The sequence below is a fragment of the Deltaproteobacteria bacterium genome (assembly GCA_016874735.1).
In the GTDB taxonomy this organism is placed as follows: domain Bacteria; phylum Bdellovibrionota_B; class Oligoflexia; order Oligoflexales; family CAIYRB01; genus CAIYRB01.
This window is the reverse complement of sequence record VGTI01000023.1, coordinates 33,443-55,727: the sequence shown is the minus strand read 5'-3', so window position 1 is coordinate 55,727 and position 22,285 is coordinate 33,443. Positions and strand designations below refer to the sequence as shown.

Here is a 22,285-nt window from a genome sequence, read left to right as displayed (position 1 = left end):
TACAGGAAATTACGTTGCGCAGTGCTACTGCCGACGATCCGAAGTCCATGTGTAAACGTACCCTGCTCCTGTCGACTCCACCTAACCTCGACTACGACTGTGCGGAGGAAGTATGCCGCGAGCATACGCTGGAGCTCTATATTGTTTGTGACGAACTCAACTGTCAGCACGCTACGTCGCCCGAATAGTGATCCACTCGTGGCGCGAAAGCCGTAGCGCGAAAAGTCGACGACCGAGAACTCAAGATCTCCGTACATGAGTCTTAGCGACTCGCTAGGCACAACCATGTGGCGCTCGTCGCCGCGTCTGATGCCTAGTTGTTCAAAAAATAGGACTTCTGCCCTCTGTAGGGAATCAGCGTCACCGATACTCGGATCATGTTCAAAGGCGTTATGCAGAGCACTATGGTGCTTGATCGATAATTTAATGGGTTCAAAGAGTTGAGGGGCGATTTTATGACGCGTTAGGTGATCGACTGTTTCGGTGCTTAGATTGATTTTGAAGGGACTGGCAGCTGTCTCAAGACGACTTGCAAAATTGACACCGCTGCCGATCATAGTGAAATCAAGGTGCCGATCGTCGCCCAAATTGCCGATAATCACGTCAGCTGAGTGAATGCCAATGCGCACTGGCATGATTAACTTGTCCGGATGAGTTAATGCGGCCGCGATAGCGTTGCGCTGAATGGTGATGGCCGCATCAAAGGCCGCCACTGCGTGGTGTTTTCTAAGTCCAATCTGATCGTTGGAGAAGTAACATAGGACCCCATCGCCGAGAGATCTATCGACACTGCCGCCCTCAGCTTCGATGACTTTGATGATCTCGCTCAGACGCTCCGAAAGAGCCTTGAAGATGGCCGCTGTCGATCTTCCTGCCGCCAGCAGAGAAAAAGATACGGCATCGATAAACATGATGGTTACCTCCGCCTTTTTGATGTTTTCAATGTTGTCGTAGGACGACGTCAGGAGCCGGTTTAGTTCGGCCCGGCTGTCCCTCTTGGCCAAGGCGCTGCGAATACGTTTACTGCGTGCCTCGATAAGACGCAGGCGCATGCCGCTTGCAATGAGATTGGTCGCGCCCATCCAAACGATGCCAATGTGAGCCATAGATTTATTCAGGAGATTGTCGCTGACGATGTCGAGTACCGTGAGTGCCGTGACAATCATTGCCGTAACACCACCTGATTGGCTTAGGAACGCGATGAAAATCGACCGCAGATTAACAAACCGGATGTACCTTTTAATCATCAGCCCAGAGCCTAGCCACGTCACCACTATCGCATAACTCAAGCCAACGGCAAAAGGCGTCGTGAACACAACGACCGGCGAGATTAGATAGAGTGCTTGAATGGCTCGGTAGCTGCGTGTCAAGTCCTGGAAATTACGGTCAATAAGTAAATGCCGGCGATAAAATGCGGCGATGAAAAATAATGCCATCATATAGGAGCTAATGATCATGCGTGCAAGGAGATCGGGATCGTCACCGATGTTAGGGGTGATGCGCTTATAGTACCCCTCGAGAAAGTAGACAACGACTAGCAAGAAAATCTGAGCGCCGATATCCATCAGGTAAGTGATCGATTCTTGGGATGTGAGTAGCAAAATATTGACGAAAATGATCATGAGCGAGAGGCCGAATAAAGTCCCCATGACCTGATCTCTCAGCTGATTCATCGATGCAAATGTATGTCGGTCGTACAAACGAAATTTAGGTACGCCCGTTCCTGGATTTTTGGCACGAATAAATAGCGATTGATTATGATTCTTGGTGTTTACTGGGAAGTTAAAATATAGTCCTTTATTCCTCTCGAAACTCCCAGGATGGGCATAGCCCGTGTGCCATTCATCTACCAGCCGGCCCTCGTCTACTAGATAAAAGTCGAGATCTATGAGGAGAGGAAACCGGGTCTCAACGTACAAAGGTTCGTTGGTCGCTAGTCCTGGAACTTCGATTTTGGTCCATGTGATTTTGGGGGCTATTTGGGGCAGATTGACCACGAGGTTAGGTCGCGCCTGCCAGGAGGTATGAGAGAGAGCCGCGGCTAAATTGGAGGGCGTTGTATCAGTCGCCACTAGATCACTGATGGGTAGTGAGTTGTCTGACTCGAATACCTGTGTGAAGAAGGCCGCAGCTACCACGATGGCCCCTGGCAATACCGAGAGGCATGTTCTTAGTAGATTTCGTTTGCCAAAGTACATAGGAGTCTGCCGTATTATGCTGTCTTTTTAAGGTCGCTAACGATTGATAAAAACTGCGCTACGCGGAAGTGACATTGCTCCTCGTTTGCACCCACGACTTTGAATCCCTGCATGATTTTCCCATCTTCGAGGTGGCTCCATCGGACCTCTAGCGTGAGCGTGTGTAGGTGTTTGTTGCGCAAATTGCCCATGATCACCGGATCCATTAGGTGTAACTCGGCCTCAAATGAAGCATTTTGACCGAGAATGACATCCGAATGGACGCGAAACCCCTGAAGGGAAAAATCCAAGATTTGATGTTTTCCGTGAGCACTGATCAAAGTCATGGAGCCCGGATCTTTTACTGAAAATCGCCGTTCTCTGTTAAGAACGCCGAGTTGTTGATAATGGAGATTCAGTGCTTCGTTTACGGCACCTTTGTGATGGGCGAAAGGGCTGTGGCGGTACGCGTGAAATAATTGATGCTTGTGTTTGACGGCAATATGGATCGGAACAAATGTGACCATTCCGAGGTCGCTCCGTGTCAACTTATCGTGTACCTCTTTACTGACGACAATTTGAAAGGGACCACAAGCCTGCTCCAAATTGCTGGCATAGTTGACGCCGTTACCGACCATAGTAAAATCAATCTGATAGGAACCAACGACATTGCCAATGATCACCCTGTCCCTATGAATTCCGATGCGCACCGGCATGAGCGCACGTTTGGATTTTCCGGCATTTATGCGCTTGGCATCGCTGATGATAATTTCATGGATTTTGACCGCAGCTAAGAATGCTCTAATCGTGTGGTCTTTTTCGCCCCCAGTGAAGAAGCAAAGGAGACCATCTCCCAGTGAGCGATCGATAGTCCCACCGTAAGATTCTATAACATCAGTAAGTAGGCGTAGGCGCATTGACAAGTCGTTGAATACCGTCTCGCCCCCGAATTTTTCGGCAATAACAGAAAATGACATAATATCAATGAACATAATGGTGACATCGAATTCCTCGTGCTCCCTCATTGGGTTGTGTACCGATGTCTTCGCGTCCTGGAATGCCAGGGCATCGGCACGAAGTAAGGAAACAGCCTGGAGACGTTCCTGATGGAGGACTCTAATGCGCCTTGAAAAGTCTATAACCAGCATCGTGGCAACGATAAACTGACCAGCAATCAGCGCGTTTTCGATGTAGATCGAATTGCCAAAGTTGCCGGTAACGCCAGCAACCGTCAGGCCGAAAGCGCTCCAAAAACTGGAACCAATGAGAGCTATTTGATGCAAGTGGATGCTTGGTTCGGGTTTGGTAGTCAGAAATAAGGCGGCTTCAAGTAGTGATATGGCTATGAGTATCACGACAATCGCGAACTGCAGTGATTCCCGTATATAAGGTAGACTCGCGACGAGGATAAAGACGACTGTAATTTCCCGGATCCAGCGGCTGCGGATCTTTTGCGTCTCGGCAAGGTGGCGTGTTAACTCAACTAGGCAGAGACCAAAAAATTGGATCGCTAGGACAGAGGCGAGGATTACGAATTGTTGGTATAAGTCTGGTCGCCCGGCTAACCAAGGCAAGTAATCGAGGATATCGCCATAGGCTAGCATGACGGTGGTGGCAATGAAGACCTGAAAGGTCACAGAATAGAGATAAATGAGATTGCGTAGGGATACGAGTAGTGCCAATCCGAATACGATGAGGAACGCGCTACCACCTCTGATCAAACCCAAGGCAACGCGAAATGAGTTCTCAAGATCCTGGTGTATCGATTCTGGCTGGATGCGCAGGGCTGTCTTTAGCCCCCTCGTTGGGCGTAGTGCAACATAAACAGTCATGGTCTGATCGGGAGATGACGTGACCTTGAGACTTGGTTGATGTGGATCGTACCACTGGTCCCTAGCGCTACCGGCTAAAGCTAGGTGCAAGGTGCCATTCGGTGAATCCTGGGTATAAAAGTTAATACTTTGCACGAACAGAAGTGGGATACTGAAGATTTTTGCCTGTGGCGCTTCGGTAGGTGGCAGGCGATGACGTAGCCAAATGGTTCGGAGAGTGAGCGAACCACGTATCAAGCTTTCTGGCTTCGACGCGCCTCCGTGCCGCCGCGGATCAACTGGCAACCAGGAATGTTCGGGTAGGTTGCGGATGTCGTCTAGGCTAGGCTCACCTTTTGTATCCGGGAATATGACGTATTCATAGGCCTGCTCCAGTGGCACGCCACCATCAGTTGCCTGGATGTACCACGCAAGCCCCAAAGCTAGGGCTACGGGGAGTAGACTTAGCCAAATCAGTCGGGCCATGGGAGAGCGATGCAGGTGCAAGCGATGTCCTCTATCCTGTTGAGTCCACAAAGCTTTTCGGTAGCAGGTGGCAGAAGTTGAGGGGTGGGGAGGCGTGCAATTTGTTCTTGTAATTTTGGCGGTTTCCGGTTTCCATATAATAAACAAATTTATTGCATAGATTCTCGCGGGGTAACCGATGCGCCAACTCCTGATGACGTCTTCCGTTGCCGCCTTAATTGCAGCGTGTTCCGCCAGCACACCGCCGCTAAAGATGGCATCCATTGCCGATCGTAGCAGACATGCGGTGCAGCTGCTTGATGCGGAGCCGCGAGAGTTGCCCCTTCGGACTTTGGGACGCTTTATTGTGGATGCGCGCGGCAAGCGGCTGAAGCTAGCCTCGGTCAACTGGTACGGCGCCAGTGATACAAGTCTGGTGGTGGGAGGACTCGACAAGGCTCCGCTCGGTACCATCATCGAGCAGATCAAAAAACTGGGGTTTAATTCGGTCCGGCTGCCGTTTGCCAATCTCATGCTACATGCAAGAGAAGTAGACAGTGCAGCGGTGGCAGCTAACCCTGAAATGGCTTCTCTGACTCCACTCATGATTTACGATCGCGTCGTCACGGCACTGAGTGAGGCTGGGATCTACGTCATCATCAACAACCACACGACGCACCCCATGTGGTGTTGTAATTTTGATAGCGACGGTCTTTGGTATACGCATGATTACACTGAGGATGCTTGGCTTGATGATTGGGCGATGATGGCCAGACGCTACGCAGGTAATTCCATGGTCATCGCCGCCGATCTGCGCAACGAGGTCCGTATTGCTAACTTCAAGGGGCGCCTCTTACCTAGCGTCCCCAACTGGGCTAAGGGTGGAAATGATTGGCGCGTCGCAGCTGAGCGGGCCGGAGCTCGCGTACTTGCCGAGAACCCAAACCTCCTAGTCATAGTCGAGGGTATCAATTTCCCACGCGAGCATCTTCAGGGTGTGCAGAGCGATCCGATCCGGTTGCCGTTGCCAGATAGGTTGATCTACGCGGCCCATAATTATGGATTCATTTCACCCAGCACGCTCGGTCAGAAGTACGGTGACATGGAAGAGGCGCAGCTTCATGCTCAAGTGAGCCGCGAGTGGGGTTACGTCGTGTCACCGGCACGACACTTTACGGCGCCCGTATGGGTCAGTGAATTTGGTGAGGCTTACAATGCCAGCAGCCAACGATGGTTTACAAACTTTGTCAATTATCTGCGGGATCAGGATCTAGATTTTGCTTATTGGGCGCTGAATCCGGGGCCTAAAGCCTCGGGCGAGGAGGAGCTGTTTGGTCTCCTGCACGAGAGCTGGCAGGAGCCTCTAGCGGATTGGCGCACGGAGCAGCTACGTAGCATTATGACGCCACGCCTTGGCCCTGGAGTTGAGCCGGGATGGGACAGCGTGCCGCAGCATCATTTCACATCGCTAATATTCAGTGATTTTGATTCTGTGCTATCCACGGACCGTAGTGACTGGATGCCATCAGCATTTAAGGCCCGTTGTCGCGAGGGCGAGCGTATCGTTGGTCTAAGTTCGGCGCAGCGTAGCGGTAGTCGCGCCAATCACGGAGTGCTGTGCTCTGACTACGGACCAAGCCGTAGTGCAACCAATGTGGTTGTCGTACCTGATACTGGAGCCGGGCGCCTCGCGTGTGCGGGTGACCATTATCTCGTCGGGCTGGCGCAAAACCGTGTCAATGGTCGATACAGCGTTGCGGGCGCACTTTGTGCTAGGTCAAGCGTGAGTCTCGGCACGACTTGCCGCGAGGTAAACTTTGAGAAAAAAGACGATCGGCTCTCGCTCATACCAGGTGACTGGGATCCCTTCGCCCTCAAAGGGCAATGCGATCTCAGTGAGTATATTGCCAGTGTGGGCTTCATTAAGGGGATCGCAACGACGCTCACCTGCTGTCAGTAAGTCCTTTACAATGTGGTGTGCGTCGCCAAGAAGTTGTCGGCCGCGGCAGCTAGTTTAGCACGGCGCGCCGGCGCGATCTTATCGTATTGCCGGACCGCCATCGAGGTGCGCGGGTTACGCAGGTAAAACTCTCTCTTGCGATCGATAAACCGCCAGTACAGTCCGTCGACGATATCTGTCCAGTCGCCGCTCTCGTAATCGCTCATCTTGAGCAGATAATTCGAGCCACAAATATAGGGTTTGGTCGCAAAGATACCACCGTCGGAATGCTGACCCATACCGTACACGTTAGGACCCATCACCCAGTCACTCGAGTCGACAAACATCTCCATGAACCACTTGTAGACGTCGTGGGGGTGAATTTCGCTGAGTAGCATCAGATTGCTCAGAATCATCAAACGTTCGATATGGTGGGTATAGCCAAACTGCAGGACTTTTTTGATAGAATCGTCGAGTATGGGAATGCCCGTCGAACCATCATACCAACTCGCAGTGAGACGGCGCTCGTGACCAAAAAAATTAGTCGTCTCCTGTTTGGGGCCGAAGTTTTGGTCGATGCCCCGAATAAATTCCCGCCAGCCTATGATCTGACGAACAAAGCCCTCGACTGAGGCGATGAGGCTTGGGTTGCGTGCGGTCTTAAAGGCCTTGAGCGTGGCGTCAATCACCTCGCGCGGTGTGATCAGACCAAGATTCAAGGCTGGGCTGAGAACGCTATGAAAGACGAAGGCCGACGATTTGGTGATGGCATCCTCGTAAGGACCAAAATCCGTCAGCTTCTCGTCCAGAAACTCGCGTAGCCACCTGAGGGCCTCGGCGCGACTCACGGTGTGAGAAAAATGCTTGAGTGAACCCGGATGATCACTAAAACGCTTGCCGACCAAAGTAAGGACCTCTTGGGTGGTCTTACTGGGCTTACTTGTCGGTACGTCTGGCAGCCGCATGCCCTTGGGGAGGCGCTTGCGATTTTCCGTATCAAAGCTCCAACGACCGCCGACCGGGTCCCCGTCAGTGGTCATCAGGATGTCGAGGCGTCGCCTTTGCCACTCGTAAAAGGTCTTCATGAAGGGCTTTTTAGTGCCCTTCAGATAAGCCTTAAAATCATCCCGCGCGGTGAGAAACATAGGCGACTCGTGCCACTTAATGGCGATGCCAGCCGCCTTGAGGGCCGCAGTGAGGCAGGCGGCAAAGGGGCGGTCCTCAATCTCAAACAGATCGACTTGCTTCAGGGACTCGGCCTTCAGGAGCTTGATGAGACGCGCTTCGTAGCTTTGGTTGTCGTCTCCAAGCTCCTGATAATAAACGGTAAAGACGTCTTCGCGCAGCTCGTCCCGGCGCTGCCTCATGGCTGCGAGGAACAGGGCAATCTTAGCCTTATGGAAACGAAAATAGGTGCAAAGTCCGAGATCCTCGGCCATATAAACGGGTTGATTCCGAAATGCTGCCAAGGCAGATTTTGGAAACAATTGATTACCTAAAAGAACTAGTACACTCTTTGTCATTTGGACCTCAGGTGACGGGCGTCGCGGTGCATACGCCTCCGATCCTCGATGGTATACTCAGTGACCATTCAATATATGCCTTAGGACTAGACGGTGCCGACAGTAATTTTTCCATTCGCTGACTATTGGTGGTTTTACCTAGCCTTCACTGCCTTTGTGCTGATGCTGCTGGTGATCGACCTTGGCGTCTTCCATCGCCATGCGCGAGCCGTATCCATCCGCGAATCGGCCGGGTGGAGTGTGGTGTGGGTGAGCTTAGCACTGCTGTTCAATGCGGGGCTTTATGCCTATGTGCATCATAAGTTTTCTAGCGATGCGGCCATGGCCGCAGCCACGGGTATGACGCCGGATACGGCGGCGAGCCGCGTGGCTCTTGAGTTCTTAACTGGATTCATCATCGAAAAGTCGTTGGCCGTGGACAACATTTTTGTGTTTGTCGTGGTCTTTTCTTTCTTTGCGGTACCGTCCATCTATCAGCATCGTGTCCTCTTTTTTGGCATTATGGGCGCCCTAGTATTTAGGGGGATTTTCATCGCCCTCGGTGCCGCTTTGCTGAAGTTTCACTGGGTGATGATGTTGGTCGGTGTGTTCCTGATTTTCACGGGGATCAAGATGATCTTCAGTCAGGATGAGGATCCAAATCCGGCAGATAATCCGATCATCAAGTGGGTCCAGCGTGTGCTGCCTGTCACTCCGGAGATCCATGGCCAGAGCTTTTTTAAACGGATAGATGGCAGAATTTATGCCACCCCGCTACTACTCGGCCTGATCTTTATCGAGGTGTCAGACATCGTTTTTGCGATCGATTCCGTACCGGCCATCTTTGGCATCACCAGAGAGCCGCTGATTGTTTACACGTCGAACATCTTCGCAATCCTCGGACTACGCTCACTCTACTTCCTGCTCGCTGGCGTGGTGGATAAATTTCATTACCTCAAATATGCCATCGCTTTGATTCTCGTATTTGTGGGATCGAAGATGACCTGGATCAGCAAGGTCATTGGTGAGGAACTGTCGATGGGATGGTCGCTGAGCATTATAGGTGGTTTCTTGGCTGGTGGGATTGTCGCGTCATTATTGGCTACGGCGCGTCAACCTAATGAGTAAGACACCCGGTCACTCGCTACCAAACCTGCATGCATGCGACACTTTACTGGCAGAGAAGACGATGCCGGCGGGTTCTCTTGGAGTGATCGAAGACATAGCGCGACGTCTTGCCTTCATCCACAATACGTTGAAGCCTGAGGTACTGCGCCCGACCATCATTGTCTTTGCTGCTGACCACGGCATTGCAGCGGAGGGGGTCAGCGCTTATCCGCAAAGTGTCACGGCGTCTATGGTGACCAATTTTTTGCGCGGAGGTGCGGCCATCAATGTGCTGGCGCGCCAGAGTCAGGCAGAACTTTTGGTGGTCGATGCTGGCGTCAATGCCAAGCTTGCGTCCCACTCAGGTCTGATCAGCGCCCGCGTCGGTAGTGGCACGCAAAACTTTCTCCACGGCCCAGCGATGAGCAAGGCTCAGCTTGAGACGGCTATGCTACATGGGCGCACATTGGTTAATGAGGTCTATGAGCAGGGGTGCAATACGATAGGCTTCGGCGAGATGGGCATCGCCAATAGTTCAGCAGCCGCTGTGATCATGAGTCAACTGTGTGGTGTTCCGTTACGCCAATGTGTGGGGCCGGGGACTGGTCTTGATGATCGGGGCTTGCAGCACAAGATCGCGGTGCTGGAGACGGCTATGGCCCGTGCTCCCAAGCTGAGTAAGCCCGAAGACGTGATTGCTTATTTTGGTGGCTTTGAGCTGGCCATGATGTGTGGCGCGATGCTTCGCGCAAGTGAGCTACGCATGGCGCAACTCGTAGATGGGTACTGTTCCACGGCAGCGTTCTTAGTGGCACACGCCATCGATCCGCATCTTGTTGACTACAGCTTTTTCTCCCATCTCTCGGCAGAGCCCGGGCATGCCCTGGCTTTGGAGCATCTAGGCGTGAAGGCTCTATTGCAGCTATCCATGCGTCTCGGTGAGGGCACCGGATGTGCGGTTGCCTTGCCGCTCCTGCGGATGGCCACGGCACTGGTGCGTGAGATGGCAACCTTTGATGAAGCGCAGATTGCGAAGGTATCACGCGCGGCAAAAGATGCGGGGAGCCAGCAAGACTGATGGTGACTTGGCTCCATCGCCAATTAGTATATCTCGCAGCTGCGACGATGTATTTAACGCGCCTGCGCATGCCTCGTCGCTTGACTGACGTCAATCCTAGCCTAAATCTTCTTGCACCATATTTTCCCCTCGTAGGCATGGTGGTCGGCGCGATCGCTGCCATAGTCTACCGCGCTACTGCAGTGGTCCTGCCAATTGATGTGGCAGTGATGCTCAGCATGGCTGCCACCATTTATGCGACTGGAGCCTTTCACGAGGACGGTTTTGCCGATGTGTGCGACGGCTTTGGTGGCGGCTGGAGCAAGGACAAGATCCTCATGATTATGAAGGACTCGCGTATAGGGGCCTTCGGCGCTGTTGGTATGGTAATCATTCTCGGACTTAAATATCAGGCGCTGTCTCATGTGAGCGATCACGAGATGGTATGGACTCTAGTAACAGCCCACGCATTGAGCCGCGCGATGCCAGTAGCGATGTCCCATTTTCTTATCAATGCGCGCGAGGATGCCGCACGTGTGGATTTGAAGCCTAGCTTTCACAACCAAACTTTTGGCCAAATGCTATTAGCACTGGCCTTTGGTTTGTTGCCCGTGGCAGCGAGTGGTCGGTGGCAGTTTCTGCTTCCGTTGCCGCTCATGGGGCTTATGACGTGGCATATGGGACGGTTTTTCAAACGTTGGATCGGTGGCTACACCGGCGACTGCTGCGGGGCTGTGCAACAGGTGACGGAAGTTGTCTTTTATTTGACGATTCTTGCTACGGCTAACTTGTAAAAAAAAACGCGGCCCGAGTGGCCGCGTCTAAATAAATTTAGTTTATAATCAGAGTCTTTTTGATTGGCACCACTCTTTGACAGGCGGTTTAGGATAGACTGGTTTGCCACGTTCTTTAATGATCTCCAGATCACCTTTACGCGCCAACGTTTCTTTAGTGAGCTCAGTGAATAACTTCGCAAGGCCTGCATCGCCATCAAACTGATTAGCGAGTTCCACTTTAGGCTTGGTCCACGTGAGTGATGCTTGCCAATTTTGCTTGGGGTCTTTGGTCTCGAAAATTTGGCGTGCCTCGGTATCAAGGTCAAACTTGGTGGCTCTGTGGTTGACTGTAAAAGACAGGCGAGAATCCATCAAAATATTGCGGCAACCGTCGCTGCGCATTTTCTTGGCCGCCTCAGAAGCCTCGGGCTGCGCCCAGGTAGCACCGGGGATAAAGTCATCGTTAAGGAATCCGTGATAAAAGCGGTAGGGCTTACCCTTGGCAGCGACATAGTCAAAGGCATCTTTCATCTGCTTGATCGCTGGGTCGCCGTCATTAGTCATGCGGGTTGGTAGCCCGTGGGACGCCATGAGAACGCAGGTAAGGCTAGAGGGTTTGTCACCAAATTTGTCTTTGACGTCGCGTATGATGACGTCGTGCAATAGGTCGCGAAATCTGGTGTCATTAGAGTACTCACGGTAGCCGATCACGTCGGCATCAAATTCTGGATGCTCCATCAAGTAGTCACGAACGTCTTCCATATTCTCGCCTTGTGAGGCCCAAGAGCATTGTGCGCCCTGGTTAAAGACGATGACTTTCTTGATGCCGTCCTTCTTGATTTGCTCCATGGTGTCTGCGATGAACGGCGTGGTGAAGTTGAAGCCGTAGTAAGTCTTGGCTTTGATACCCGCTTCCTTGAGAGCTGTGGCTAAAGCCTCAATTTGTTTTTGCGAGTTTTCGCGGTACTTGGTGGCGCCAATGATCTCGTACTGAGATCTAACTTCACCAACAGACAATTTGTATGCGGGATCACTGATCGCCGGGCGCACCCAGTAGGGCAGCGGTATGCCTACATTCTTCTGAAACGATACCTTGATGTAAGATTCGAGCTCACTGATGGAGTCGATGTCGCCGTGTGAGGCCAGCATGACAGCGATCGTTTCGTCCCCATCTGTAGCCGAGGCGACGCCGCTTTGGCCGGCATTGTTAGTGGTTTTGCAGCCGATCAGTCCGGTAGTGCCCAAGAGCGCTGCCATACCAACGAGCATGGCCCGACGCCTGAGTCCAAATGACAGAGTTCTCATAAGAGCCCCTTCTGACTTGTATGCGAAATGATGGTTTCCACTAGCATAACCGGCATTCGGGATAATGAGAAGGTTTGGGGTGAGCTAAAAATAAGTCATTGATTACGGATGCTTAGTGATAAATCTGGGGTGTTTGCAGCAAATAAATGTACATCGTATTGAAAATGATTCTCAGTTTTATTATAAAATAGACCGATAAGGAGATAGGTAGGTCTTAGGCCTTAAGTCTTCGCAGCGGAGTCACCTATGGTCGTGTGTCTGTGCAAGGGTGTTTCAGACAAGAAAATCAATGCTTTACTCGAAAACGGGGCAACCTGTCTCCGGGACGTGATGTCGTCATGTCAGGCGGGTAGCGACTGCGGCTCGTGCATCTGTCAGCTGAAAGAAATGGTCCAAAAATCCCGGCAGCGCCACGGTGGCTCCGGTGGCGGCGCTGCGGGAGATGTAGGCCAGAGCAAAAAGTGAGGCTTACTCGCCCTTTTTGATCTGCTCGCCTAGGTACGCCGTGCGACCCAGGTCTTTAATCAGACCGAGTTGAGCCTCGAGCCAGTCCACATGAGCCTCTTCGTCAGCCAGGATGTGCTCAAAAAGCTCCCTGGTAGTGTGGTCGGCGGCTTCAAAGCATACCTTGATGGCAGCCTTGAGGTTGGTCATTGCCTGGAACTCGAGCGCCAGGTCAGCCTGAAACTGCTCCTCAATCGTCTCACCGATGTTGAGCTTGCCCAACTTCTGCAGATTGGGGATGCCCTCAAGGAAGAGAATACGGTCGGTCAGAGCCTGGGCGTGCTTCATCTCGTCGATGGACTCAGCCCACACTTTGGCTGCGATCCGCTCGTAGCCCCAGTTTTTAGCCATACGCGCATGGAGAAAGTACTGATTGATGGCCGTGAGCTCCCCGGTCAGGATCTCGTTAAGGGCATCAATGACTTTGGAATCACCTTTCATCGTGTCACCTCTCAATTCTTCTAAGAGCTAGTCGGAGGCGCTTGCAACCTACCGTTGACAAAAACAATCGCTCACCTGCGGGATTAGTTCAACGATAAAGCTGATCCACTTAATTGTTGGTCGATGAAAGTTTTGATAATCGTCCCGGACTGTTACAGGCTAGCGTCGGAGGTTGCCTGGATTGTCGAGTGATTCATTAGTAAATGCTGGGGGTTCTGAGGCAACACCAACAATTAAGTGGGTCAGTTATGGTCTGATCAACCGCCGCATTTTTAATATTCCTTCCAATTGACATATATGTCGATTCAATGGAATATATAAGATATGAGCATACGTGCTGACATTGAGCTGTTCCATCTGCTCTTCATCAAGTCGTTCCTAACTACACAGGACAAATCGCTCGTTGTACTTAAGGGTGGCTGCAATCTTCGTTTCTTTATGGGTAGTAACCGATACTCTGAAGACATTGATTTTGACGTGGCAACTATAGGTAGAGAGCCGCTGAAAAAGCGTGTGGACAAGATACTAAGCAGCCACTCACTGCGCAATTCCCTGGCTACGCGTAAGATCCACATCATCGCTCACTCAGCACCCAAGCAGACAGACACCGTACAAAGATGGAAGGTCATGATACATGCCCATGGGCTCGATATTCCGACCAAGATCGAGTTTTCAAGGCGCGGTATTGATCGCGAAGGTACGGTATTTGAGTCGGTAGACCCTATGATACTTGCTGAATATCGGCTTACTCCCAGCTTTATCTCGCACTACAAAGCAAGTTACGCCGTCACGCAAAAGATTGAAGCCCTTGCCGGCCGGCCAGAAACTCAGGCTAGAGATATTTTTGATCTGGCGCATCTGTTTAACCGTAACCCGAATTTGGTTGTGAAGGCGCAAAAGTCTTTGATTGAAAAGGCTATTGATGCAGCCATAAGTGTCGACTTTGATCAATTTAGGGGACAGGTCGTCGAGTTTTTAACAGCTGAAGCCCAAGACTACTACGGAAGTGGGGAGGTTTGGGAAACTTTGCTGCATCAAGTTGTCGCCAAGGTACAGAGTATCTCAGCATGAACCTAAATCTAGCACTTGCTAAACTTCGTACCCTGGAGACCCCGGTGCTGAAGACCAACGACGTCGCCGCACACTTGGGCGTATCACCAGCGTCGGCCAGCAAGATGCTCGGGCGCCTGGCGGCGACCGGGCATCTCACGCGACTACAACGCGGCATGTGGCTGACACCGAACCAAATTTCGCCCTGGATTTTGCACCCATACTTGACCGATCCATCGCCGAGTTATCTGTCGCTTCAGAGTGCTCTCTTCCACCACGGTATGATCGAGCAGATTCCTACAACAATCCATGTCATCTCAACTGCCAAGACCAGAACTATCAAAACTCCAGTAGGCATCTATGCTGTCCATCAGGTGGCTCCACCATTTTTTTGTGGTTTCGAATCTTTTGGTGATGGACCTGCACAAATGGCCACACCGGAAAAAGCCTTAGTGGATTTCTTCTACTTTCGGCCAGCAAAAAGCCGCGCTTTCCGCGCGCTACCAGAAATCGAGATCCCAAAAAGTTTCAAGTTTAAGCGCATCGAGATGTACACAAGATCGATATCATCACCAGCGCGGCGATCACTGGTAATCGCCGCGTTAGAGGAGCTTTTAGCGCGGGTACGCTAAGCGTTTTAAGTGAACACTCCTGACCGGCTCAAAACAAGTACCGCGGCACCTGTCGAAGGCTTGGTTTTCCGGTTTTTTACCTAAGCTGAGGCCGTGACAAGCAAGCCTTGCTAGTGATGTGAATTTTGTTACCACCACGCACAAATTCTTTACTTGCATCGTTCAATTTACTGATCACAGTGCAAATTACCGATATGACTTGAATTTGCTGGGTATTCAGAATCAGCCTTGCCGCTATTTGCAGCTTGTTGTCGCGCGACAGTGCTCAGGGTGGTCATAATTTGTTACCAAAATCCTGGCGACATGCTTAGTCTGCCGTAAAAATTGAGATTGCCACCAAGTGCGATAAGCCTCTTTAAATAAGAACAAAAAAGCAAGATCAACCGCGAAACATCTGGTCTGGCACGTTTCCTGCCTTACTCCCTTTTGAGAGCATTAAACAAGATGTCGCTCTTCAGAGGAGTGCCCATGTCATTCAATCCCTACCTTCATCACGAGTATCTCCGGAGAACCATTCCCGGCGTGCATAGTCGCTGCCGTCGCTGCGGTGGCGGCCCAGTGATAAATTCTCTCACAGGGTCAGACCACTGTCTAAATTGTAGAAACCACCTTGTATCACAGCCGTTCTTCCGCTTTGGTGATGTTGTAAGTACCATCAAACGCGTGATCAAAAAATTCACCTCTGTATTCCGAGGCATGCTAACTGTCACGTCCCAGGTATCCAGCTCCACCTAGTCCCCAAGGAGTTCGGTCCCTCGGGAATTCATGGAGATTATGGTCGCTGCGCCGTCGCAACAAAACAAAGTGTGATTATCAGATGGCGGCTTTGTGCGCTAAGCAGGATAACTGGCTTGCTATGCGCACATGGCTTTAGATGTGGCGCGATCATGACTCTTGATTATGACTTCTGATTGATTGGAATATTTCATGGCGATACTCAAAAAAAAACGAAGAAGAAGCTAAACGATTATCTACCGCATCAGGTCGGCCAAGGGATCGGACGCTGCGCCGCGATAAAGTCCGTCACATAGGCAGCAGTCGGATGCTTAACGAGGTCAGCAAAACTACCTTGCTGCAATATTTTGCCATCGTTCATCATCACAATCTGGTCGCCAAGGTAGGCCGCCTCGGCTAGATCGTGGGTGACGATCACGACCGTCTTGTGGAGCATAGTGAATGCTTCCTTTAGATCTGTCTGTAAGTCAGCGCGGATCATAGGATCCAAGGCTCCCATCGGCTCATCGAGCAGAATAACAGGGGCATCGAGGACTAGGGCGCGTATGAGACTAATGCGCTGCCTCTGACCACCCGAAAGTTCCGATGGGAAGCGGTCCATGAGATCGGCCGTCAGTTTTGTAATCTCTAGTAGGTGCGGTAGGCGCGCCTCTGCAGCGGGCTCCTCTTTGAAGTAGCGCGCTGCCAGTAGGATATTTTGCCGCGCCGTCAGGTGAGGGAATAAACCACCGTCCTGGGTGACGTAGCCGATCTTGCGGCGTATCGCTTGAACAGATGCCGGGCTCAAAATCACACCATCGATCTTGATGTGACCCTGAGTCGGCCAAATTAGACCCATAAAAAGACGCAGCAGCGTCGATTTACCGCTACCACTTTGGCCGAGCAAGATGGTGGTCTTACCCCGCGGACAACCGACGCTAACAGGTCCCAATACATTGTTGCCGTTGAAGGCCTTGGTAACGGCGATGGCTTCGATCATATTGACGCCAGTTGGAGCGTCGGGGGTTGGGATCGCCATGGGGTCCTCGCGAGCTTGTGTCAAAACGTCAGTTCAGTGAAGCGATTAGATACGCATAGCTGGCTGATATTTTTACCAGATCTTGGGCCGATCACCTAGTGATTGATCCCGTCGCTGATCCGCCACGGCGGTCCCGCCTGGACCGTGCCGCGTGAGCGCCGCTTAGTGGGCCACGGTGGCTTGATTTTCCCCATAAAGCACTTGAGGCCAGCTAGCCGATGTGGCGCCGCCGCAGCCCGGAATGGTTTCGCAGTGTCCGCGCTCGTTATCTGCGTACCAAGTCGCGCAGTGGCCGCAGTCGTAGCCATAGCCTTCCGTGTAGCCGTAGCAATCAGGGGCGTCCTGACAAGAGCGGGTTCCGGGGTCAAAGTACTTGCAGGTACCGCAAACGATATACCCGTCCATAGCTAGGCTGGCGGATCCTAAACCTGCCATGAGTACTGTGGTCAATACGACGATTCGACACAATAAAGTCTTCATAAAACCCTCACGTCCTGTTGCACTAGAATCACTTTTCTAGGTTCGACACATCTGGGTGGCCCTTAAATCAGGGTTCCCAAAACGGTCAAGCAGTAAACAGGAAACGCGCCTGTGGTCAGCCGGTTAGCTGACTCAATCACAGGATGCGGGCCCAAACCGCCTTCAAATACCTACCCTCGCTGACATGGGCCAGGAATGGGTGATCCGGCGCAGCGCCACTGAGACGGAAGATTTGCGCTTCCCGTTGCTCGTCACGCGCCGCATTTTTAATAGTGGCGATAAAGTCGTCTTCACTGATGAGACCACTGCAGGAGCAGGTGAGCAAGATGCCGCCAGGTTTCACTAGCGGTAAGGCTAAGCGGTTTAAACGCCAATATTCATGCAACGCTGCGTCTACCTTGTCAGCCGAGCGCGTTTGTTTGGCGGGATCTAGGATCACGACATCGAAGCGATCACCGCGCTTGGCCGCCTCGCGCATATACTCGCTGGCATCGGCGGCAATAAAGTCGATAGCGACACCATTGAGCGTGGCATTGGCGCGCGCTGTGGTGAGCGCCTCGGCCTCGTCCAAGTCTACTCCGATGACACTTTTGGCTTGGCCAATCACTTTGGCATAAAGCCCGAAGCCACCTGTGTGGCAACACACGTCGAGTACATCTTTGCCCGCGCATAGACGCGCAAGCTGCAGTCTGTTCTCGCGCTGGTCGGCAAAGAAGCCGGTCTTGTGTTTAGAGCCAACAGCTACGTGAAAGCGTACGCCTTGCTCCTCGATCACCACGGGATCCGGAGCCGGCATATCCCAACAGTCAAAGGACTCCTGTTTTTGGATACGCTTCTCGGCAAACCAGTAAACGCACGCCTCAGGAAAATGAATGAGAAGTAGGGATTTTATGAGCTCCCGCTGACGAAACATCCCCGCTGACGTGAATTGTATCGCCAGCACACCGCCCAAAAGGTCAACGATGAGGCCGCTGAGTCCGTCACCCTCGGAGTGAATGAGACGCATGCCCGTGGTTTTCTCAAAGAGACCTAGCTGACGCCGCCACTCGATAGCGCGCTCGATTCTTGCGGCAAAAAATCCAGCGTCCACCTGCTCCGTCGGATCCGTCGTTAACAGGCGGACGCCGATGCGTGAGTGCCCGTTATAAAAACCACGGCCTACGAATTTACCGTCGACCCCCAAGACCTCGACCAAAGTGCCAGGAGGAATACGCTCCGTGGGCTTAGCCACTGCGCGCGCGAAGATCCATGGATGCTGAATCTTGAAGGGTTGCGTTAAGCGCACTGTTGGTAGCGGGGCAGACTCTGTCATCACTTATCCTCGAGGCCTAGAGACTCCCGCAACCTAGTCGCAGCCAATGCCCGGGGCAAGCCGAAATCCCCAGCCCGTGGGCATGAAGTCAGGTCAAGTCGTACGCAACGCAGCGCAATGCCCAGAGAATATGAGCGATCCGACCCATAGAGGTGGTCGCCGATGATGGGGAATCCGTGGCGGGACAGGTCAAATCTAAGCTGATGGGGGCGGCCCGTGTGGGGGGAAAGTTCCCATAGGAGGGCCGGACCGTCCGGTAAGGTGACCAGGGCGCGTGGTGTCGCCGTGGTCACCGAGGGCTTACCGTGAGGGCTTAGGTACGCGCGCTTTTTGCCGCGCATCATGACGCACTCCCACTGGAGTGGGTGGTTGAGTGGTAGCGCGTCGCCAACGGTCGTGAAGGCCTCGTAGGTCTTGTGGACTTTGCGCTCTTCAAACCACAGATTGGCCACCTTGTGGGCAGGAGCATCTTTAGCAAATAATAAAAGCCCCGTGACCTCTAGGTCGAGCCTGTGCACGGGCCATAGGCGCACGCCTAGCTGCGTCTCCAGCACGCGGCCGACACAAGGCCTCGCGTCGGACTCCCCGAGACGCGAGGGCACGCTGAGCCATCCCGGCGGCTTATCGACGGCAACGAAGTGCTCGTTGGCAAAGGCAACACTAAGGCTAAAGTCGGTCACGCGCCTAGTCTCACATCGTCTCAAAGCGTTCCAAACATCCGGTCACCGGCGTCACCAAGACCGGGGATGATATAAGCCTTTTCGTTGAGTCCCTCATCGATGACGGCCGTATAGATCGGTACATCGGGGTGATGCTCTTGGACGAAGCTCACACCCTCGGGGGCGGCGAGTAAACAGACGTATTTTATGGACTTGGGTTTTTGCTCTTTCACACGGTCAATAGCCGCAACGGCCGAGTGACCAGTGGCGAGCATCGGATCGACGATGATGACGTCGCGCTCAGGCATATTGGGCGGCATCTTAAAATAGTATTCCACAGCCACCTGCGTCTTTGGCTCGCGGTAAAGTCCGATGTGCCCGACATGCGCCGATGGGATCAGTCGTAGCATGCCGTCGAGAATACCGTTGCCTGCTCTCAGAATCGACACCAAGACGATCTCTTGGCCCTTAAGTACAGGCGCTCTCATCTTTGCTATCGGTGTCTCGATATCTGCCAGGGTCATGGGCATATCGCGCGTGACCTCATAAGCGAGTAACATGGCAATCTCGCCAGCGAGGCGTCTAAACTTACTGGTGCTGGTCTCCTTCTTGCGCATGATCGTCAGCTTATGCTGGACCAGCGGATGCTTGATGACAAAAACGTTACTACCCGCTGCCGCTGATTGCGTCATAGATTCACTCAGCTCCCAAATAAGCCGTAACATAGGCCATGAGATATGTTCGGACTAAAACACCGTCCCATCACTAGCCAACCGGATAGGTGGCTCGGCGTCAGCGCGCAAACCAGCCGCCAACTTACGTCCGGCACTCCAAGTACCACCCTGCATAATTTTAGCAAGCGGTAAGTCGGCAGCCGCCTTGCCAAGCTTGTCTCTAATCACAACAGCAAGCTCATCGAGTAGCGAAATCGTGAGCGCGCGCCACTCAATGATCACCTCGGAGTCGGCCTTGTGCGTCTTGCTCGCAAGCTCCGCGTCTTTGATCCCGATGACTCCAGTATCGATCAATAAGCCGCCGTTACGGTATTCGGCAAGACCAGTCAACTCATCGAGACCACCGATCTCCAGACCAGCGTCTTCTAGAGGCTCAACCAAAGAATAGGTAAGCCACTGCGATAGCTTATGAAACGGCACCAAACCGTGGCCGTGATCTGTGGTCGGCAAAGCAGCATGGTGCCAGACGTCACCGAGCATCACACCACCGAGCGAGGCGCGGCCTGGCCAGATATTGCCTAGGCCCTCTAACACAACCGACAATACTTTGCGTGCCGGTAGCTTGTTGTTACCTGCATGCGTGACTAAATAATCGTAGGCATTACCCAGACGTGGTTCAATGTCACCAAAGTACTTTTTGTTTACAGACACGGCGTGCTCAAGTTTATGCAATAAGTTGAGACGTCCGTCGAGACCTAGCAGACGATTCTGTGGCGTGACCTGAAAGTATTTTTCAAGATCACGCTTGGTAATGCTACGCAACGTCGGATTATCGACCACCAGCGGATTTTCCGGATCACTGGCAAAGCCGCCATCCATAAACATATCAAAGCTCGCCAGGGCGAGTCCCTCGGAGCGCCCTACCGCCTTACCGGTCAACGGGTCCGTGTAGCGCCACGTCGGACCAGCGCCGGCGTCGAGCAGTACGCTGACTATTGCCAATTCGATCCGACTTTTGGCAGCAGCGTCTGGATCTAAAGCGCCCAACTTGTCGTTGAGCATCTTCAGTCGCTCGTCACCAAAATGGCGCCACCGGCTGTGATACGGAATACTTAGATCGGGATAATTCGACCTCATCTCCTGCACCACCAGGTCGGCCGCCTTCTCTAGCTTGGAACGCTCGAGTTTGAAGTGTGGCGACTCTCCGGTTAGCACGCGGTCAGTGATCTTCGCACACTGCTCGCGAATGCCTTTGGGGGATCTGAGATACGTTACGCTTTCTTTGCTCTCGCTTTTGACTTCTGTTGTATGCGACATGACTCACTCGTCGAGACCGCGACCTTTTTTAACACCCAGGTCTTTGGCCTCAGGCACTTGGCCTGGGGTATAGTATCCGGCTGCCACCTTGGCATCCATCTCCACCTTAGCATCGGCAGGAATTAGCTCTTTCGGAATCTCGACCCGCTCTTTGATGGTCACTCCTGCCCTTACAATCGCCTCGTACTTCATATTGCTCATTGAGACAAATTTATCAATTTTTGAAATTCCCAACCAATGTAAAATATCTGGCATCAGCTCCTGAAACCGCATGTCGGTGACCCCGGCGACACACTCAGTTCGCTGAAAGTACTTGGCCGCGGTGTCTCCGCCCTCCTGCCGCTTGCGGGCATTATAGACTAGAAATTTTGTGACCTCACCTAGTGCTCGCCCCTCTTTGCGATTATACACGATGAGACCCGCTCCGCCCTCCTGAGCGGCCGCAATGCAGACCTCGATGCCGTGAGCGAGATAGGGACGACAGGTGCAAATATCTGAGCCGAACACATCCGAGCCGTTACACTCGTCGTGGACGCGGCAGGCCAAGACTTTTTTAGGATCGGGCATCGTTGTGACGTCGCCAAAGAAGTAGGCTGTCATGCCCCCAATCGGCGGCAAGAAGATCGGCATATCGGGGCGGGTAACTAATTCGGGAAACATGCCGCCGGTGTGTTCAAAAAGGGAACGACGCAGCTCGGCCTCATCAACCTGGAAGCGCTCGGCAATCCCTGGGAGGTACCAGACTGGATCGATGGCCGCTTTGGTGACTAACACCTCGCCGTTTTCGCGCAAGATGTGGCCGTCCGGTTTAAGGCGGCCAGCGGCAATAGCGTCGCTAAATTCTGGCATATTGATATGGGCGCGCGTCACAGCGATGGTCGGGCGGATGTCGTATCCCTGCTCGAGTAGCGGTCGGAACGAGTCACTGATGAGATGCCCCCAGGGATCAAGCGAAACAATCCGTTTTGGATCATGCCACTGAGGGTAGGGGCCGATACTTGCGGCCGGAGATGTATTGGTGAGATCGGGGATGTGCACGGGATCCAGCGAACCGGCAGCAATGGCCAAGGCACGGTAAACGGCATAGGAGCCTGAATGCGCGCCGATCACATTGCGTTGATTTGGATTAGTTACCGTGCCAATGATGGGACCGCGCTCGGCGGCGGTCGCTGCTCCCCAATTGACGGGAATATGTTTGGCACCACGCTCGGGGTGCGACGTGAGCTTGATGTGCGTGAGTTTCTTTTTCTTGTTGGTCTTCGGTTTATCGGCGTCGGTCATGACTCGTCCCTTAGTCGCTACAGTGTGATTCTTCCGATTGAGT

Annotated in this window: 19 protein-coding genes; 7 read left to right on the top strand and 12 right to left on the bottom strand. The window is 52.7% G+C overall.

Features of this window, described 5'->3' with window-relative positions:
- A partial coding sequence (locus tag FJ146_10945) for a hypothetical protein (GenBank protein ID MBM4252478.1) occupies window positions 1-2,198 on the bottom strand: 2,198 nt, incomplete at its 3' end.
- Between the two features lie 14 nt (window positions 2,199-2,212).
- Window positions 2,213-4,930: a hypothetical protein gene (locus FJ146_10940; protein ID MBM4252477.1), complete on the bottom strand. Its 2,718-nt coding sequence runs from the start codon at window positions 4,928-4,930 to the stop codon at window positions 2,213-2,215.
- Between FJ146_10940 and FJ146_10935 the strand changes: the two genes are divergently transcribed.
- Window positions 4,653-6,413, top strand: a complete 1,761-nt coding sequence (locus FJ146_10935) for a glycoside hydrolase family 5 protein (protein ID MBM4252476.1) — start codon at window positions 4,653-4,655, stop codon at window positions 6,411-6,413. The genes FJ146_10940 and FJ146_10935 overlap by 278 nt on opposite strands.
- A 5-nt stretch (window positions 6,414-6,418) precedes the next feature.
- Here FJ146_10935 and FJ146_10930 read toward each other — a convergent pair whose 3' ends face one another.
- Window positions 6,419-7,915, bottom strand: a complete 1,497-nt coding sequence (locus FJ146_10930) for a cryptochrome/photolyase family protein (GenBank protein MBM4252475.1) — start codon at window positions 7,913-7,915, stop codon at window positions 6,419-6,421.
- Between the two features lie 93 nt (window positions 7,916-8,008).
- On the opposite strand from FJ146_10930, the gene FJ146_10925 reads away from it, so the two are divergent.
- Genes FJ146_10925 through cobS form a run of 3 tightly spaced genes read left to right on the top strand, consistent with a single transcriptional unit; the run spans window position 8,009 to window position 10,852 of the window.
- Window positions 8,009-9,022, top strand: coding sequence for a TerC family protein (locus FJ146_10925; protein MBM4252474.1), 1,014 nt, complete (start codon window positions 8,009-8,011; stop codon window positions 9,020-9,022).
- On the top strand, window positions 9,015-10,079 hold the full coding sequence (gene cobT / locus FJ146_10920; protein MBM4252473.1) for a nicotinate-nucleotide--dimethylbenzimidazole phosphoribosyltransferase: 1,065 nt from the start codon (window positions 9,015-9,017) through the stop codon (window positions 10,077-10,079). Before FJ146_10925 ends, cobT begins: the two co-directional genes overlap by 8 nt.
- Window positions 10,079-10,852: an adenosylcobinamide-GDP ribazoletransferase gene (gene cobS / locus FJ146_10915; GenBank protein MBM4252472.1), complete on the top strand. Its 774-nt coding sequence runs from the start codon at window positions 10,079-10,081 to the stop codon at window positions 10,850-10,852. Before cobT ends, cobS begins: the two co-directional genes overlap by 1 nt.
- A gap of 48 nt (window positions 10,853-10,900) precedes the next feature.
- Here cobS and FJ146_10910 read toward each other — a convergent pair whose 3' ends face one another.
- A complete protein-coding gene (locus FJ146_10910; protein MBM4252471.1) occupies window positions 10,901-12,139 on the bottom strand; it encodes a ferrochelatase in 1,239 nt (412 codons plus the stop codon).
- A 246-nt stretch (window positions 12,140-12,385) separates the two neighbouring features.
- Here FJ146_10910 and FJ146_10905 point away from each other — a divergent pair, with 246 nt between their 5' ends.
- A complete protein-coding gene (locus FJ146_10905) occupies window positions 12,386-12,604 on the top strand; it encodes a hypothetical protein (protein ID MBM4252470.1) in 219 nt (72 codons plus the stop codon).
- A 3-nt stretch (window positions 12,605-12,607) separates the two neighbouring features.
- Here FJ146_10905 and bfr read toward each other — a convergent pair whose 3' ends face one another.
- The gene (gene bfr / locus FJ146_10900) at window positions 12,608-13,084 is read right to left on the bottom strand and encodes a bacterioferritin (GenBank protein ID MBM4252469.1); all 477 of its coding nucleotides are present in this window, start codon (window positions 13,082-13,084) and stop codon (window positions 12,608-12,610) included.
- 324 nt (window positions 13,085-13,408) lie between these two features.
- On the opposite strand from bfr, the gene FJ146_10895 reads away from it, so the two are divergent.
- Complete coding sequence (locus FJ146_10895; protein MBM4252468.1) at window positions 13,409-14,155, top strand: nucleotidyl transferase AbiEii/AbiGii toxin family protein; 747 nt, start codon at window positions 13,409-13,411, stop codon at window positions 14,153-14,155.
- Window positions 14,152-14,766 (top strand): hypothetical protein, encoded by a 615-nt coding sequence (locus FJ146_10890; GenBank protein ID MBM4252467.1) that lies wholly within the window; start codon window positions 14,152-14,154, stop codon window positions 14,764-14,766. The genes FJ146_10895 and FJ146_10890 overlap by 4 nt, the downstream gene beginning before the upstream one ends.
- A 979-nt stretch (window positions 14,767-15,745) precedes the next feature.
- On the opposite strand, the gene FJ146_10885 is transcribed toward FJ146_10890, so the two are convergent.
- The 7 genes from FJ146_10885 to FJ146_10855 all read right to left on the bottom strand — a co-directional run bounded on the left by FJ146_10885 (window position 15,746) and on the right by FJ146_10855 (window position 22,242).
- Window positions 15,746-16,480 (bottom strand): ATP-binding cassette domain-containing protein, encoded by a 735-nt coding sequence (locus FJ146_10885; protein MBM4252466.1) that lies wholly within the window; start codon window positions 16,478-16,480, stop codon window positions 15,746-15,748.
- A 201-nt stretch (window positions 16,481-16,681) separates the two neighbouring features.
- Window positions 16,682-16,999 (bottom strand): hypothetical protein, encoded by a 318-nt coding sequence (locus FJ146_10880; GenBank protein MBM4252465.1) that lies wholly within the window; start codon window positions 16,997-16,999, stop codon window positions 16,682-16,684.
- Window positions 17,000-17,135: 136 nt separating this feature from the next.
- Window positions 17,136-18,311: a class I SAM-dependent rRNA methyltransferase gene (locus FJ146_10875; protein MBM4252464.1), complete on the bottom strand. Its 1,176-nt coding sequence runs from the start codon at window positions 18,309-18,311 to the stop codon at window positions 17,136-17,138.
- Window positions 18,311-19,015, bottom strand: a complete 705-nt coding sequence (locus FJ146_10870) for an RNA pseudouridine synthase (GenBank protein MBM4252463.1) — start codon at window positions 19,013-19,015, stop codon at window positions 18,311-18,313. The genes FJ146_10875 and FJ146_10870 overlap by 1 nt, the downstream gene beginning before the upstream one ends.
- Window positions 19,012-19,662, bottom strand: a complete 651-nt coding sequence (locus FJ146_10865; GenBank protein ID MBM4252462.1) for a uracil phosphoribosyltransferase — start codon at window positions 19,660-19,662, stop codon at window positions 19,012-19,014. Before FJ146_10865 ends, FJ146_10870 begins: the two co-directional genes overlap by 4 nt.
- 54 nt (window positions 19,663-19,716) lie before the next feature.
- Window positions 19,717-20,961, bottom strand: coding sequence for a DUF1688 family protein (locus FJ146_10860; protein MBM4252461.1), 1,245 nt, complete (start codon window positions 20,959-20,961; stop codon window positions 19,717-19,719).
- 3 nt (window positions 20,962-20,964) lie between these two features.
- Window positions 20,965-22,242 (bottom strand): GTP cyclohydrolase II, encoded by a 1,278-nt coding sequence (locus tag FJ146_10855; protein ID MBM4252460.1) that lies wholly within the window; start codon window positions 22,240-22,242, stop codon window positions 20,965-20,967.
- Between the last annotated feature and the right edge of the window lie 43 nt (window positions 22,243-22,285).